Raw genomic sequence first — 14,509 nt, 5'->3', positions numbered from 1 at the left:
GACAAGCCGGGCGAATTGAGCAATCGAAGCCGTCACCGGTGAGATCGACAAAATAATCGCCGTAGGCAGAGCTCGTCTCGATGAGCGGAGCGAATGGCCTATCAATCACCGATCGCTCTGGCATCTTGCTCCGTGCCCGCTTGCTTACGCATCAGCAGGAGCAACGCGATAAGCACGAGGACTATCGTCAAGCCGACGAAGAGCAGCGTCGCGCGTTGAATGTCGGACATCTGCACGGCGATACCAAGGCCGATCACGGGTAGCGAGATCGCCACATAAAGCACGACGAAAAAGCTGGACGTGACTTCCGCTCGCCGTTGCGCAGGTGCCGCGGCCGCGATCTCGCCCAACCCGGCGCGGAAGCTGATGCCCTGCCCGATGCCTGCCAGGGCCGTGCCGAGCAAAAGCGCGCCGAGCGATTGCGCCGGCACGCACAGGCCGACACACATCAGCCCCACGACGAGTCCAACGCAGCCGGCCGCTTGCCTCCATCGGGCAGTAATGAACGTCTGCACGATCTGTCCGAGGGCGGAGCACGCGAACAGCAGGAACACGATCGCGCCGGTCACGATGCCGCTCTGAAAGCCGAGTACACCGCGAATCAGTTGAGGGGCGACCGCCGCAAAGAAGCCCACCACGACGAAGCCTGCAAAGCCTGCCAGCGCGGCAGGAATAAACGCGGGGCGTACTTCGGCGGGAAGCGAAATTTTCTGGACGCCGAGCTTCACGCGCGAAGGAATCGCAGCGGTCTCCGGCACGCCAAGGACGATCAGTGCGGCGACACCGACGAGCATGAGATGCGCCGCATAAGGCAAGCGCATCGGCAAGGGAAACAGTTCGACGAGGATGCCGCTTAGCAACGGGCCGCAACCCAGCCCCAGCATATTGGAGGCGGTAGCCGCGAGCATCGCTTTGCTGCGCCACGCAGGCGGCGCGAGTTCGATCACGGCTACGGTGGCGGTTCCTGTGAAGATGCCGGCGGAGATACCCGACAGCAGGCGGCCGAGCATCAGAAGCGCCAGCCCGTCGCTGAGCAGGAATGTCAGCGCCGACGCGGCCGACGCACACAGTCCCGCCAGCAGCATGCGACGACGGCCTAGCTGATCGGACCAGTTGCCGACCAGCAGCAGCGCACCCAGCACCCCGATTGCATACGACGCATAGATCACCGTGATGATGGTCGGGGTAAAACCATATTGCAGCTCGTAGTACCGATAGATCGCCGTTGGTAGCGTAGTGCCCATCATGTTGATCGCGAACGCCAACGCGACAGCCAGAAATGCGATCGGGGATTGCGGTGCGGCAGAAGCGGCTTTCATGAAACGTCCCAACGGTTGCTCGAACAGTGCGCGCAATTATGGGCAATTTCTCACGACCTTGCTGACAGCTCGACGCTCATGCTGAGCGTCGAGCTCCTCTTGCTACGACTACGCTAAGCGATGGGCACATCACGCGGACGTAGATGATCGATCCGCTTTTCGCCGTGGTCGAACTCGCGGCGCGCCAATTCCATTTCACTCATGTGGGCTTCGACCCAATCCCATATCCCGCAGATCTTGTCGAGCAGGCTGCGTCCCAATGGCGTCAGCTGATAGTCGACTCGCGGCGGAATCACCGGATGCACGTAGCGCGTAACGAGGCCGTCACGCTCCAGCTGCCGCAATGTCTTGGTGAGCATTTTCTGGCTCACGCCCTCCACCACTTCGCGCAGCCGCGAAAAGCGCATCTCGCCGTGCGTGCCGAGCGCGTCGATGACGAGGATCGTCCACTTGTCCGCGATCTGCTCGATGATGTTGCGCGCGAGGTCATCGGTTTTTTTTTGCGGGTTGTCGTGCGCGCAAGCGCCGTCGTAGCAATTAGTTTCCATGGGGAAAGTATGAAACCGTCAGGTGCCTTCTTGTGATCGCCGGATGCCGCTGAAATAATCGGCTCGCCTGCCCGTTCGATGGGCACGTCGCCGTTAGTCAGATTGCATTCGACCCGTATGCGGTGCTTTACGCAGTGCTTTGATTAAAGAGCTTCACATGACTATTGAAACAATCGCAATTGAAGGTTTAACGACCCCCGTCTCACGCATCGGCCTTGGCACCTGGGCGATCGGCGGATGGATGTGGGGCGGCACCGACGAGAAAGACTCGATCGCGGTGATCCGCCGGGCGCTCGACAGCGGTGTCAATCTGATCGACACGGCACCGGTGTATGGCTTCGGCGCTTCGGAGGAGATTGTCGGCAAGGCGCTGGCCGACGGGTATCGGCACAAGGCGGTCATCGCGACCAAGGTCGCATTGGAATGGCACGACGGCGCAGTGTTTCGCAATTCGTCGCCAGAGCGCATTCGTCAGGAAGTAGAGGATACGCTTCGGCGCTTGCGGACAGATTACATCGACCTGTATCAGGTCCACTGGCCCGATCCGCTGGTGCCGATCGAAGAGACCGCCGCGGTGCTCGACGCTCTGCGCAAGGAAGGCAAGGTGCGCGCGCTGGGCGTGAGCAACTTCTCGCCGGCGCAAATGGATGCGTTCCGCCGTGTGGCGCCGCTGTCGGCCACGCAGCCGCCGTACAACCTGTTCGAGCGCGATATCGAGCGTGACGTGCTGCCGTATGCGAAACAGCATGGGCTCGTCGCGCTGGCCTATGGGGCATTGTGCCGCGGACTGCTGGCGGGGCGCATCGGCGTCGAGACGCGTTTCGAGGGCGACGATCTGCGCCAGCGCGATCCGAAGTTTCGCGAGCCGCGTCGCGAGCAGTATGTCGCGGCGGTGAAAGCACTGAACGTGTTCGCGCGCGATAACTTCGACAAGTCGGTGCTCGCGCTGGCCGTGCGCTGGGTGCTCGACCGCGGTCCGACGATCGCGCTGTGGGGTGCACGCCGTCCTGCGCAACTGGACGGGATCGACGATGTGTTCGGCTGGCATCTCGACGAGAAGGCGTTCGCGCAGATCGACGCGATTCTCGCGCAGTTCGTCAAGGATCCCGTGGGGCCGGAATTCATGGCGCCGCCGGAACGCGTACTCGTTGCGTGAAGGAGCCATCGATCATGCGAACTCATCGACGCACCTTCATGCTCCGTTCAATCGGTGCCGCAGCGCTCGCGATCACCGGACGCGCTGTCTGGGCCGCGCCCGCGCAACTTCAGGAGAGCGATCCCGCTGCGCAGGCGCTCGGGTACAAGACCGACGCCACTCACGTCGATCGCTCGAAATACCCCCATTACAGCGACAACCAGCGCTGCTCGAACTGCCAGTTCTTCCAGGGCAAGCCAGCCGACGCCAGCGCGCTGTGTGCGCTGTTCGGCCCGAAGCAGGTGAACGGCGCGGGATGGTGCAACGCCTATCAGGCAAGAACATGAACGGTGCGCGCCGGTAAGGCGATGCCATGCAGCGTCGACAGGTGCGTGCGTCGACAACAAGGAGTGGACGGATGGAACTGATTGTGAATGGCGTGCGTCACAACCTCGACGCCGACGCGAATATGCCGCTGCTATGGGCGGTGCGGGACCTGTTGGGATTGCATGGCACCAAGTTCGGCTGCGGCGTGGGCGCATGCGGCGCATGCACCGTGCATCTGGATGGCGTGGCGGTGCGTTCGTGCGTGACCTCGCTGGCAGATGTCCAGGGCAAGCCCGTGACGACGATAGAAGGCTTGGGCAAAGGCGGCGAGCATCCCGTGCAGCGAGCGTGGAAAGCCGCCAATGTGCCGCAGTGCGGCTACTGCCAGCCTGGCCAGATGATGCAGGCAGCGTCGCTGCTGAAACAGACGCCGAAGCCGAGCGACGAGCAGATCGTCGAAGCGATGTCCGGCAATGTCTGCCGCTGCGGCACCTATCAACGCATCAAGATTGCCATCAAGGCAGCAGCGGAGCAGGCGTCATGAGTGAAATCGTCAATCTGAGCCGGCGCCGGGCGCTGAAGGGTACGTTGGCGGGCGGGATGGTGCTGGGCCTGCATGTCGGCGGCGCGCGCATGGCGTTTGCAGCGAGCCCGCTCGCTTCGGCGAGCGGCGCCAAAACCGTATTTGCGCCGAACGTCTATGTGTCGGTCGCGCCGTCCGGCGAAATCGTGCTGGTCGTGCATCGCTCCGAGATGGGCACCGGCATCCGCACCAGCCTCGCCATGATCCTCGCCGACGAACTCGATGCGGACTGGAACACCGTCGAAGTCGTGCAGGCGCAAGGCGATGCGAAGTACGGCGACCAGAATACCGATGGCTCGCGCAGCATTCGCCAGTTCTTCCAGCCACTGCGTGAAGCAGGCGGCGCCGCGCGGCAGATGCTGGTGGCAGCCGCCGCTGCGCAGTGGCGCGTGAGCCTGGCGAGCTGTCGGACTGAACCCGGCCATGTCGTGCATGCGGCGAGCGGACGGCGGCTTTCATACGGTGCGTTGGCGGTCGCCGCGGCACGTCAGCCGGTGCCCGGCGTCGCCACGCTGCGCCTGAAAAGCGAGGACACGTGGCGCTATATCGGCAAGTCGCTGCCAATCGTCGATCTCGACGACATCGTTCATGGCCGGGCGACGTACGGCATCGATGTCGTATTGCCGGGGATGAAGTACGCATCGGTCGAACGTGCCCCCGTTTATGGCGCAACGCTCAAGAGCGTCGACTCGAGTCAGGCGCTGAAGGTGCCCGGCGTGCTGCGCGTGGTGCGTATTCCAGCCGCCCCGCTGCCCGCCGGCTTCCGGCCGCTGGGCGGCGTCGCGGTAATTGCGACCAGCACGTGGGCCGCACTGCAAGGACGCCGGCAACTGAAGCTCGAATGGGACCTCGGGCCGAACGGCACGTACGATAGCCACGCGTATCGCAAGACGCTTGAAGACGCTGCGCAACAGCCTGGGAAGGTGGTGCGCAACAACGGCGATACATCGGGCGCGCTGAAGAACGCCACGCAACACGTATCGGCCGACTATTACGTGCCGCACCTCGCGCACGCGGCGATGGAGCCGCTGGCCGCGACGGCATCGTTTGCGAACGGCGCGGTCGAGGTCTGGACCGCGACGCAAAACCCGCAGCAGGCGCGTACCACCGTCGCACAGATGCTCGGCGTGCAGGAGCAGGCCGTGACGATCAATGTCACGTTGCTCGGCGGTGGCTTCGGCCGCAAGTCGAAGCCGGACTATGTGGCCGAGGCCGCATTCCTGGCGCGTGAAGCCGGCGCGCCCGTCAAGCTGACGTGGACACGCGAAGACGACATACGTAACGACTATTTCCACGCCGTGTGCGCGCAGCACATGGAAGGCGGACTCGACGCCCAGGGCGCGACGATTGCGTGGTTGCATCGCAGCGTGTTTCCGTCGATCGGTTCGACGTTCACGCCGAACGTGGTGTACGGCTCGGCGGGCGAACTCGGTCAGGGCGTGACCGACATGCCTTATGAAGTCGCCAATGTGCAATGCGAAAACGGCGCGGCGCCGGCGCATACACGCATCGGCTGGTATCGCTCGGTGTACAACATTCCGCACGGCTTCGCGCTGGGCTCATTCGCCGACGAACTCGCCGCTGCCGCGCGCCAGGACCCGGTGCGACATCTGCTCGCGCTGCTGGGCAGTCCGCGCCATGTCGATCTGCATGCGCTGGGAGTCGACTATCCGAACTACGGCGCGTCGATCGACGAGTATCCGATCGATACCGCGCGCTATGCCGCCGTGGTCCGCGCGGCGGCGGTGCGTTCGAACTGGTCCGCCGCGTTGCCCGCCCGCCATGGACGCGGCATCGCCGTTCATCGCAGCTTTCTGACGTACGTCGCGGCGGTCGCGCAAGTGCAGGTTGCCGACGATGGCTCGGTGCGTGTAACGCGTGTCGATCTGGCGGTCGACTGCGGACGCATCGTCAATCCCGATCGTGTGATCGCGCAGTTCGAAGGCGCGGTGGTGATGGCGCTCGGCAACACGCTGTACAGCGAACTGACCTTCAGCAGCGGGGCCGCCGATCAGTCGAACTTCACGGACTATCGGGTCGCCCGTATCGACTCCGTGCCGGACACGCACGTGTACATCGTGCCGAGCGCCGCTCCGCCCGGCGGTGTGGGCGAACCGGGCGTGCCGCCGACATCGGCTGCGATCTGCAACGCGATCTTCAATGCGACGGGCAAGCGAATCCGGGCGTTGCCGGTGGATACCGCGCTATTGAAGCGGACGTGATCGGCGAATGGTTGAGTGCCGGAAGCAGCAGCTTGTGCGAGTCTCGCGATCACTTGATTTACCGACGGGCGACACGGCATAAGAGACGTTCCATCGGCCACGTCTCACTGTGTCGCGCCGGCGTGCCGCAATGCATCTTCCGCGGCCGGGTTGTGTTGTGCGATCGCCATTTGCAACGCGGTCCCGCCGCGCGCATCGACATGATTCGCGTCGGCGCCGTGCGCGACAAGCACCGCAATCATATCGAGCCGGCCGAATAACGCGGCGAACGACAATGCCGTTTCCCCCGCGTTGTTGGTTTGATCGATGGCGCAATGCGTGTCGAGCAGCGTCATTGCAATATTCGTCTCGCCTTTGAAGAGCGCGCCCATCAGCGCCGTGTTGCCATGCCGGTCGGCGGCGCAGGCGTTGGCGCCTGCGGAAAGTAAAGCCTTCAATGTCTCCGGATGATTGTCATACGCGCTAAGGATCAGCGCGGTATAGCCCTCGGGCGTCGTCGTCTCGAGCGGGAAATGGGCATCGATCAACGCCTGAACAATATCCGTGCGTCCCGCGCGCGCCGCGGCAAACCAGTCTTCGGTGTAACGCGGCGTGTCCGTCGCGGCCGAATACGTTCCCGGCTGATACACGTGTTGCGCACAACTGGCCGTCAACAGTGCGGCCAGGGCGGCGGCCGCCACGGTCCGAGCAAGGCGCCGGGCGGTGAAAGAGCATTGCATTACTACGTCCTCCGTGAGAAAGCCTGCCTAATCATTCGGGAAGCCTGCTTGCGCAGGCCTCCCGCGCAAGCTTCAGTTATCGCTCAGGTGTGCTGCCGCATCCTTCACTCGGGTGACATCCGCATGGGTCGCCTGCGCGAGGCGGGTGCCGTAGTCGGCATCAGCCTTATAGAAGTACGAGAGCATCGCGTACTTGTTCGCGTCGTTGGTCACGCGGCCAAGGTCGCCCGACAGCGCCGTAATCAGATCTGTCTTGTCGGTCGCGGACAGCGTCCGGTAGTACTCGCCGGCTTGACGGAAGTCGAGCGTCTTGTGAATCGCTCTCTGCTGGGTTGTCCCCTTCAGCGGTGTCTGCACGGACTTGTACTTATCCTGCTGTGCGATTTCAGCGACTCCGGATGGCTCGTAGTTCACTTCGCCCTTTCGATCGTCCTCGTTCATCAAGCCGTCCTGGTTGTTGTTGTAGACCGGGACGATCGGACGATTGATCGGCAACTGGTTGTAGTTCGGGCCGAGGCGATACATCTGCGTGTCGGCATAAGCGAACAGGCGGCCCTGCAACATCCGGTCTTCGGACGGCTCGATGCCCGGCACGAGCCGTGAAGGCGCGAATGCCGATTCTTCCGTGGACTCGAAATAGTTATCCGGAATGCGGTTGAGCGTCATCGTGCCCACCTTCTGCTCCGGGATGGAGGACGGCCACACCTTCGTGTCATCGAGCGGGTCGAAATCGAACTTGTCCAGATCCTTCGGCGAGAGCACCTGGATATAAAGATCCCATTGCGGATAGGAATGCGCCTTGACCGAGTTGTACAGGTCGTTGGTCATCATGTTCCAGTCGGCGCCGATCGAATGCGGGATATCCTGGGGACGAATGCCTGCGACGCCCTGACGGCTTTTCCAGTGGAACTTCACGTAGTGAACTTCCCCTTTCGCGTTCACGAACTTGAATGCGTGCACACCGAAACCGTCCATGTGACGATACGAATCCGGCATGCCCTCGTCCGTGTAGAGATGCGTCAGCATGTTCGTCGCTTCGGGCGAGTGAGCAAAAAAGTCGAACGCCAGATTCGGATCCTGCACACCCGTCACCGCCGACGGTTTGTTCGCATGCACGAAGTCAGGAAACTTGATGGCGTCGCGAATGAAGAAGATCGGCCAATTGATGCCGACCATGTCCCAGTTGCCTTGCTGCGTGTAGAACTTGATAGCGAAACCGCGCGGATCTCGTGCCTGCTCGGGCGACCCGCGATAGCCCATCACCGTCGAGAATCGAACGAAGACCGGAGTCTTCGTTCCCGGCGTGAACACCTGGGCAGTGGTCAGCGAACTAAGGTCTGTCGTCGGCACGAACTCGCCGAAGAGACCTGTGCCGCGCGCATGAACGACGCGCTCGGGTATGCGCTCGCGATCGAAGCGTTGCAGCTTCTCAATGAGATGAGAGTCCTGCAAAAGAACTGGACCTTCAGGGCCCGCCGTCTGCGAATTCTGGTTGTCGCCGACCGGCGACCCGCTATCCTGGGTCATATCCGCGGCATGCGCCGGTTGAGCGATCGAGATTGCCGAGATGATTGAGAAAATGCTTGCTGCAATCTGTGTCTTCAGTATTTTCACGTTGTATTCCTGGGTTCAGTTAGAAGCCGGAGGAATCCTATTGCTCAGCTATTAGATTAGCCAATCTCTTTTTCCTATCATCTCAATAGAGGCCGAATTACTTTCAAAGATAACAATGGCGGGACGCAAGGAGGAGATGGGCGCAGTGCCTCAACACAGAACGATTGCAGGTGGTCAGTCGCTGCATGCTTTATCTGTAATGAGAGCCATTACAATTGAATTTAGTCTTTCAGCACATACCCTTATGAGCAATATGTTTTTATCTGTAATATCTGATCAGCATTAAATTATTTTATAAACCACCTTAACTAAACCTTATCATTGCGCGGAATAACGGCAATGAATGAGCGGCGTGCCCATTTGCGCAAAGGTGATTTCGACATCCGGTACTTCTGAGGCCAGCTACCCGCGCCTATAGTCAGCTCAGCTTTCGGACGCCAATCCAACTTCGTGACGGATCCGCACGAAGTTTTCCCAATCCAAAGGAGCAGACCATGTTGACCCGTACGTCTCTGGCGCCTCTCGCCGAACCCGCCGACGCGACCCTCGATGCGCAATACTTCGAATACACGTCGTCCGCCAATCCGATCGGCGCGAAGCTCATCTCGCGGGTGCCCTTCCGCAATTTCCCGCCTTCGCTATACGCGGACGGAGTGACCCGGATCGTGCCGCTCGACCTCTCCGCGGAGTTGGGTTGCCCTAGCCCCGCGACCGGTCCCGGCCTGAGCGCCAATTTTCTGCGCATCAACGCGGGGGACGCATTGACGCTCGCCCCGAACGCGACCTCGCAGGTTTGCTACGTCATCAGCGGGACCGGCAGCGTGACGCAGGCCGACACCCACTTCCCGTTCGCGCAGGGCGATTTCTTCACCTTGCCCGGCGGCGATGCCGCTGTGCTATCCGCCGGCACGACGGCCACGCTCTATTACGTCAACGACGCGCCGCTGCTCACCTATCTCGGCACGACCGGCGTCACGGCGCGCTTTGCGCCGACGCTCTACCCGGCCGCTCAGGCGCAGGCGGAATTGCGCAGGGTTTCAGAAGAAGCCAATGCGGGCCGCCGCAACCGCATCAGTGTGCTGATGGGCAACGCCAACTTTCCGCAGACGCGAACGGTCACGCATGTGTTGTGGGCCATGTTCGGCATCGTGCCGCCCAACTCGATGCAAAAGCCGCACCGCCATCAGTCGATTGCACTCGACTTCATCGCCGGGGGCAAGCCGGGCGTGTATACGCTGGTCGGCACCGAACTGGATGAGAGCGGCAATATCGCGCATCCCACCCGCGTCGATTGGGAAGCCGGGATGGCGTTCGTGACGCCGCCGGGATACTGGCATGCGCACTTCAATGAAACGGACGAGAACGCTTATGTGATTCCGATCCAGGATGCCGGCTTGCAGACCTGGCTGCGCACGCTCGACATTCGCTTCGCCCGTTAAGCCCGAAGCGCCGGTGCGAGTCCGTCGTCCCAGTACGGCGGCTCGCCAATCGCCTCGGCGTAGAAGTCCACGAACGCGCGCACCTTCGACGATACGATTTTCTTCGGCGGGTAGACTGCCCAGACCGCTGGTTCGGCGCGCCCCGTGCGCGCTTCCCATTCTGGCAGCGCGTGCTGCAGGCGCCCGTCGCGTAGGGCCGTAGAGGCGAGCCACGTCGGCAGGAGAGCAAGCCCGCAGCCGGCCACGGCGAGTTCCAGCACGGCTTCGGAGTCGTCCGCGCGCAGGCGCCCTCGCAATGCCACCAGCACCTGCTCGGGCGATGCCTGTGCATCCGCGATGCGTGTGAACGACCATTTGTCGTCCGGCAGCAGGGACAAGCGAAGCACATCGTGCGTGGCCAGATCTTCAGGGACGCGAGGCATCCCGCTCCGCTCGAAATACGCCGGGCTGCCGCAGACGATACGACGATGCGGCGCCATGCGTTTGGCCATCAATGACGAATCGGGCAGTACGCCGATACGGATCGCCACGTCGATGCCGGCTTCGATCATATTGAGCGTTTCGTCGGTCGACACGATATCGAGGCCGATGTCAGGGTAGCGCGTCATGAACGCCGGCAGATGCGGCACGATATGCCGGCGCCCGAATGCCGGCGGCATCGTGACGCGCAGCATGCCTTGCGGTGTGCGGTTCAATGACGAGGTCACCTGGCGCGCGTCATCGAGTGCCTGCAGGGCAAGCATGGCGTGCTCACGAAATAGCCTGCCGCCTTCGGTCAGGACGAGCCCCCGCGTCGACCGGTTGAACAGGGCAATGCCCAGATCCTTTTCCAGTTCGCTCACGTAGCGCGAGATGGTCGAGGTCTTGACTGCCATTTCATGGGCCGTCTTGCTGAAGCTCTGCAGTTCCGCTGCGCAAACGAAGGCGCGTACCGCGGCAAAATAATCCATGGCATGTCTGACGCGAATCGAGCGTTCTACAGGGAACTTCAAAACCGGACCCGCGCAACGCTCTGCCCGCGAGACTTCGGCGCATGTGCGCGGACCGGACGAGCCGGATTTTGCTTAGACCGGTAGTGTACTGGCAGGAGCGCATGAAACCATGAGCGGTACTGCGGTCGCGGGCGCCGATCGTTCCGACGCCAGGGGCGTGATCTTTCGCTGACCGTCGTCGAAAGCCAGTGCCGCCCTGCTTGCCAGCTGCGAGAGCGTAGCAACTGCGAGTCGACGATCGTCGACCTCGTTGAACCCGTTCGATCACAGCAACGGCAGCGTCAGTCTGATGTGCTCCGCGAATACCGTGACCAGATGAGCCGGCCGCTCTCGCTCGAACTTCAGCGTAATGCCTATGGTCGGCAAAGGCGGAAGTGCAGGATCGCCATTGAGTATGTGGAGATCCGGGGCGACGGCAGTCTGTGTGAGGACGGCAACGGCCTGCCCCGAGCGGACCAGGGCCGTGAGGCCGGCAAGACTGCTGCTCGCATAGGCGATGCGGTAGGCCCTGCCGGCACGTCGCAGCGCTTCGCAGGCCGCCACGTGGTCGAGCGTGTCCGGATCGGAAAGCGCCAGCGGCAACGGGTCGAAGTGTGCCGAGTCGAGTCCCGGATAGCCGACCCAGACCAGCGGCTCGCGACGAATGATGTCGTCGTACGAGGCGTCTTCCGGCAACGAGATCATGGCAAGGTCCAGCGCATGCATCTCCAGTTGTTCGAGCAATCGCGGCGTGGGAGCGCAGATCACTTCGACCAGCGCATGCGGATGCTGGCTCGAAAACTGACGCAGTAAATGCGGCAGAAAAACGGCGGCGTAGTCGTCCGGGCAGCCGAAGCGGATCGTCCCCGACAGCCCTTTGCCGGACAGATCGGCCATCGCCTCGTCGTGCAGTCGCAGAATGCGTTGGGCATGGATCAACAGACGTTCGCCGGGATTGGTCAGCACCACCCCACGACCCGTGCGCTGGAACAACGGCTGGTCGACGATTTCTTCGAGGCGCTTCATCTGCTGACTCAGCGCCGACTGGGTTCGGCCGATCCGGTTCGCCGCCCGGCTGAGCGCGCGAACTTCGGCGACGACAGTAAATGATCGCAGCAGATCGATTTCGAGTGAAAGACTCAAGGTATTAGGTCCGCTTCTAGCTTCGATAAGAACTATTCGATTCTATGAAACCAGAGAGCCATCTAGACTGCAAGTTATTCCCGCTACCCGCCAAGGAGAAGCAAGGTGTCCCTGAACAATGATGCAGTTTTCTGGCGCAACGCCAGGCAGCACCTGATCCGCTATGGCGGCACCTTCGAGCCGATGATCATCGAGCGCGCCCAGGGCAGCTTCGTCTATGACGCGGACGGCCGCGCGATTCTGGATTTCACCTCCGGGCAGATGAGCGCGGTGCTTGGGCACAGCCATCCGGAAATCGTCGCGGTCATCAACGAATACGCCGGCAAGCTCGACCATCTTTTCAGCGGGATGCTTTCGCGGCCGGTGGTCGATCTTGCGACCCGCCTCGCCGACATCACGCCTGACGGACTCGACCGGGCACTGTTGCTCAGCACGGGCGCGGAATCGAACGAGGCCGCGATTCGCATGGCGAAGCTGGTCACCGGCAAATATGAAATCGTCGGTTTTGCGCAGTCCTGGCATGGCATGACGGGGGCGGCAGCCTCCGCCACCTACAGCGCCGGTCGCAAAGGCGTCGGTCCGGCAGCAGTCGGCTCCTTTGCGATCCCTGCCCCCTTCCTGTACCGGCCGCGTTTCGAGCGCCACGGTGAGTACGATTACCTGGCGGAATTGGACTATGCGTTCGATCTCATCGATCGTCAGTCCAGTGGCAATCTCGCCGCCTTCATTGCAGAGCCGATCCTCAGTTCCGGCGGCATCATCGAACTGCCGGAAGGCTACATGGCCGCGTTGAAGCGCAAATGCGAGGAGCGCGGCATGCTGCTGATTCTCGATGAAGCGCAAACCGGGGTCGGCCGCACGGGCACGATGTTCGCGTGCCAGCGCGACGGCGTCACGCCCGACATTCTTACTCTGTCGAAAACGCTAGGCGCCGGTCTGCCGCTCGCGGCCGTCGTAACTTCCGCACAGATAGAGGAGCGGGCCCACGAATTGGGCTACCTGTTCTATACGACTCATGTATCCGATCCCCTCCCCGCCGCCGTCGGTCTGCGGGTGCTGGATGTGGTCGAGCGCGAGGGGCTGGTCGCGCGTGCGAACCTGATGGGCGAGCGACTCAAACGCGGCCTGCTGGATCTGATGGAACGCTTCGAGTGCATCGGCGACATTCGCGGCCGGGGGCTGCTTCTGGGTATGGAGATCGTCAAGGACCGCCGCACGAAGGAGCCGGCGGATGGGCTTGGCGCAAAGATCACGCGCGAATGCATGAACCTGGGGCTCAGCATGAACATCGTGCAGTTGCCGGGTATGGGCGGTGTCTTCCGGATCGCCCCTCCGTTGACCGTCCACGAGGATGAGATCGACCTGGGCCTGGCACTGCTCGGGCAGGCGATCGAGCGTTCGCTGTAGCTGCCTCGGCATTCGGCGATAAGCGACGGGCGGCCCGTTCAGTGATGCGCGTTGAGGCCACGACCCAGGTCCGTTGCTCGCCGGATGCGGAAGTTCGATGGCCGAGACGCTCAGGCGGCTACGCCGCGTCCGCCCCGCGCCCTGCGTGTGCCAACGCCAGCGCCAGCCTTGCCCCCACCTCGGCATTGTGTTTCACGAGCGCGATGTTTGTCGCCAGACTGCGCCCGCCCGTCAGCGCCTTGATGCGAGCCAGCAGGAACGGTGTCACGGCCTTACCGGTGATTCCTTGCGCCGCGGCCTCGGCGAGCGCCTGCTGGGTCAGCGCGTCGATCTCTTCGAACCTCATCGCTGCCGCTTCCGGCACCGGCGTGCTCAATATCACGCCGCCCACGAGGCCCAAGTCCCACTTGGTGCGGATGAAGCGTGCCTGCTGCGCCGGGTCGTCCAGTCGGAAGTCCGAGCGGAAGCCGCTGTCCCGCGTGTAAAACGCAGCAAAATTGTCTTGCTCGCAACTGAGCACCGGCACGCCGTGCGTCTCCAGGTATTCCAATGTGAGGCCGATGTCCAGGATGGACTTCGCACCGGCACAGACCACCGCCACGGAGGTCTTCGCCAGTTCCTGCAGGTCGGCCGAGATGTCGAAGGTTTCCGGCGCGCCCCGATGCACGCCGCCAATGCCTCCGGTGACGAAGACCTCGATGCCCGCCAGCGCGGCACATATCATCGTGCCGGCCACTGTCGTGGCGCCGAGCCCGCCGCCGGCCAGCACAGCCGGCAGGTCGCGGCGGCTGACTTTGTGCACGTGGTCCGCGCGGCCGAGCAGTTCCAGTTCGTCGTCCGACAGGCCGATGCGGATTCGCCCATCGATCAGCGCGATCGTGGCGGGCTCGGCGCCCAGGTCACGGATCGAGGCCTCCACTTCGCGTGCCGTGCGGACATTCTCCGGGTAAGGCATGCCGTGAGCGATGATGGTCGATTCAAGCGCCACGAGCGGGCGGCCAGCGGCCTGTGCCGCGGCCACGGGTGCGCTGCAGGTTAGCCAGGAGCGTGCAAGGTTCGCAACCATGTCGATGTTTCCGGCA

The 14,509-nt window shown here is 62.6% G+C and carries 13 protein-coding genes; 6 read left to right on the top strand and 7 right to left on the bottom strand.

From position 1 onward, the window contains the following. Positions 1-101: 101 nt before the first annotated feature. Entirely contained in the window at positions 102-1,319 is a 1,218-nt protein-coding gene (locus P0D96_RS02850) for an MFS transporter (RefSeq protein WP_408311478.1), read from the bottom strand. A 113-nt stretch (positions 1,320-1,432) separates the two neighbouring features. Further along, positions 1,433-1,867 carry a winged helix-turn-helix transcriptional regulator gene (locus P0D96_RS02845; protein WP_132374540.1) on the bottom strand — a complete coding sequence of 145 codons (435 nt, stop codon included), beginning with the start codon at positions 1,865-1,867 and terminating at the stop codon, positions 1,433-1,435. 157 nt (positions 1,868-2,024) lie between these two features. Here P0D96_RS02845 and P0D96_RS02840 point away from each other — a divergent pair, with 157 nt between their 5' ends. From P0D96_RS02840 to P0D96_RS02825, 4 genes are all read left to right on the top strand, one after another. Beyond that, positions 2,025-3,023, top strand: coding sequence for an aldo/keto reductase (locus P0D96_RS02840; RefSeq protein WP_408176808.1), 999 nt, complete (start codon positions 2,025-2,027; stop codon positions 3,021-3,023). A 14-nt stretch (positions 3,024-3,037) separates the two neighbouring features. After that, positions 3,038-3,349, top strand: coding sequence for a high-potential iron-sulfur protein (locus P0D96_RS02835; RefSeq protein WP_408176807.1), 312 nt, complete (start codon positions 3,038-3,040; stop codon positions 3,347-3,349). A gap of 71 nt (positions 3,350-3,420) precedes the next feature. Then, positions 3,421-3,873, top strand: coding sequence for a (2Fe-2S)-binding protein (locus P0D96_RS02830; RefSeq protein WP_132374537.1), 453 nt, complete (start codon positions 3,421-3,423; stop codon positions 3,871-3,873). Continuing rightward, positions 3,870-6,134: a xanthine dehydrogenase family protein molybdopterin-binding subunit gene (locus tag P0D96_RS02825; RefSeq protein ID WP_408311474.1), complete on the top strand. Its 2,265-nt coding sequence runs from the start codon at positions 3,870-3,872 to the stop codon at positions 6,132-6,134. Before P0D96_RS02830 ends, P0D96_RS02825 begins: the two co-directional genes overlap by 4 nt. A 104-nt stretch (positions 6,135-6,238) precedes the next feature. Here the strand turns inward: P0D96_RS02825 and P0D96_RS02820 are convergent, their stop codons facing one another. After that, the gene (locus tag P0D96_RS02820; protein WP_408176805.1) at positions 6,239-6,853 is read right to left on the bottom strand and encodes an ankyrin repeat domain-containing protein; all 615 of its coding nucleotides are present in this window, start codon (positions 6,851-6,853) and stop codon (positions 6,239-6,241) included. A gap of 72 nt (positions 6,854-6,925) precedes the next feature. Further along, on the bottom strand, positions 6,926-8,380 hold the full coding sequence (locus tag P0D96_RS02815) for a catalase (RefSeq protein WP_408311682.1): 1,455 nt from the start codon (positions 8,378-8,380) through the stop codon (positions 6,926-6,928). A gap of 581 nt (positions 8,381-8,961) precedes the next feature. Between P0D96_RS02815 and P0D96_RS02810 the strand changes: the two genes are divergently transcribed. After that, positions 8,962-9,906: a cupin domain-containing protein gene (locus tag P0D96_RS02810; protein ID WP_408282431.1), complete on the top strand. Its 945-nt coding sequence runs from the start codon at positions 8,962-8,964 to the stop codon at positions 9,904-9,906. Here the strand turns inward: P0D96_RS02810 and P0D96_RS02805 are convergent. Continuing rightward, on the bottom strand, positions 9,903-10,856 hold the full coding sequence (locus P0D96_RS02805) for a LysR family transcriptional regulator (protein ID WP_408311471.1): 954 nt from the start codon (positions 10,854-10,856) through the stop codon (positions 9,903-9,905). The two genes, P0D96_RS02810 and P0D96_RS02805, sit on opposite strands and share 4 nt — an antisense overlap. Positions 10,857-11,162: 306 nt before the next feature. After that, positions 11,163-12,020 carry a LysR family transcriptional regulator gene (locus tag P0D96_RS02800; RefSeq protein ID WP_408311468.1) on the bottom strand — a complete coding sequence of 286 codons (858 nt, stop codon included), beginning with the start codon at positions 12,018-12,020 and terminating at the stop codon, positions 11,163-11,165. Positions 12,021-12,125: 105 nt separating this feature from the next. On the opposite strand from P0D96_RS02800, the gene P0D96_RS02795 reads away from it, so the two are divergent. After that, on the top strand, positions 12,126-13,427 hold the full coding sequence (locus tag P0D96_RS02795) for an aspartate aminotransferase family protein (protein ID WP_132374532.1): 1,302 nt from the start codon (positions 12,126-12,128) through the stop codon (positions 13,425-13,427). Between the two features lie 118 nt (positions 13,428-13,545). On the opposite strand, the gene P0D96_RS02790 is transcribed toward P0D96_RS02795, so the two are convergent. Then, positions 13,546-14,493, bottom strand: coding sequence for a pseudouridine-5'-phosphate glycosidase (locus P0D96_RS02790; RefSeq protein ID WP_408176798.1), 948 nt, complete (start codon positions 14,491-14,493; stop codon positions 13,546-13,548). Between the last annotated feature and the right edge of the window lie 16 nt (positions 14,494-14,509).

The sequence above is a fragment of the Paraburkholderia sp. RL17-347-BIC-D genome (assembly GCF_046027915.1).
Classification (GTDB): Bacteria; Pseudomonadota; Gammaproteobacteria; order Burkholderiales; family Burkholderiaceae; genus Paraburkholderia.
The sequence above is the reverse complement of the archived record's forward strand: the minus strand, read 5'-3'. Positions and strand labels throughout refer to the sequence as shown.

What these genes read in the sequence shown, in the direction of transcription:
- P0D96_RS02850 (WP_408311478.1), bottom strand. Translation starts at nt 1,319, where the DNA reads ATGAAAGCCGCTTCTGCCGCACCGCAATCCCCGATCGCATTTCTGGCT.
- P0D96_RS02845 (WP_132374540.1), bottom strand. Translation starts at nt 1,867, where the DNA reads ATGGAAACTAATTGCTACGACGGCGCTTGCGCGCACGACAACCCGCAA.
- P0D96_RS02840 (WP_408176808.1), top strand. Translation starts at nt 2,025, where the DNA reads ATGACTATTGAAACAATCGCAATTGAAGGTTTAACGACCCCCGTCTCA.
- P0D96_RS02835 (WP_408176807.1), top strand. Translation starts at nt 3,038, where the DNA reads ATGCGAACTCATCGACGCACCTTCATGCTCCGTTCAATCGGTGCCGCA.
- P0D96_RS02830 (WP_132374537.1), top strand. Translation starts at nt 3,421, where the DNA reads ATGGAACTGATTGTGAATGGCGTGCGTCACAACCTCGACGCCGACGCG.
- P0D96_RS02825 (WP_408311474.1), top strand. Translation starts at nt 3,870, where the DNA reads ATGAGTGAAATCGTCAATCTGAGCCGGCGCCGGGCGCTGAAGGGTACG.
- P0D96_RS02820 (WP_408176805.1), bottom strand. Translation starts at nt 6,853, where the DNA reads ATGCAATGCTCTTTCACCGCCCGGCGCCTTGCTCGGACCGTGGCGGCC.
- P0D96_RS02815 (WP_408311682.1), bottom strand. Translation starts at nt 8,380, where the DNA reads ATGACCCAGGATAGCGGGTCGCCGGTCGGCGACAACCAGAATTCGCAG.
- P0D96_RS02810 (WP_408282431.1), top strand. Translation starts at nt 8,962, where the DNA reads ATGTTGACCCGTACGTCTCTGGCGCCTCTCGCCGAACCCGCCGACGCG.
- P0D96_RS02805 (WP_408311471.1), bottom strand. Translation starts at nt 10,856, where the DNA reads ATGGATTATTTTGCCGCGGTACGCGCCTTCGTTTGCGCAGCGGAACTG.
- P0D96_RS02790 (WP_408176798.1), bottom strand. Translation starts at nt 14,493, where the DNA reads ATGGTTGCGAACCTTGCACGCTCCTGGCTAACCTGCAGCGCACCCGTG.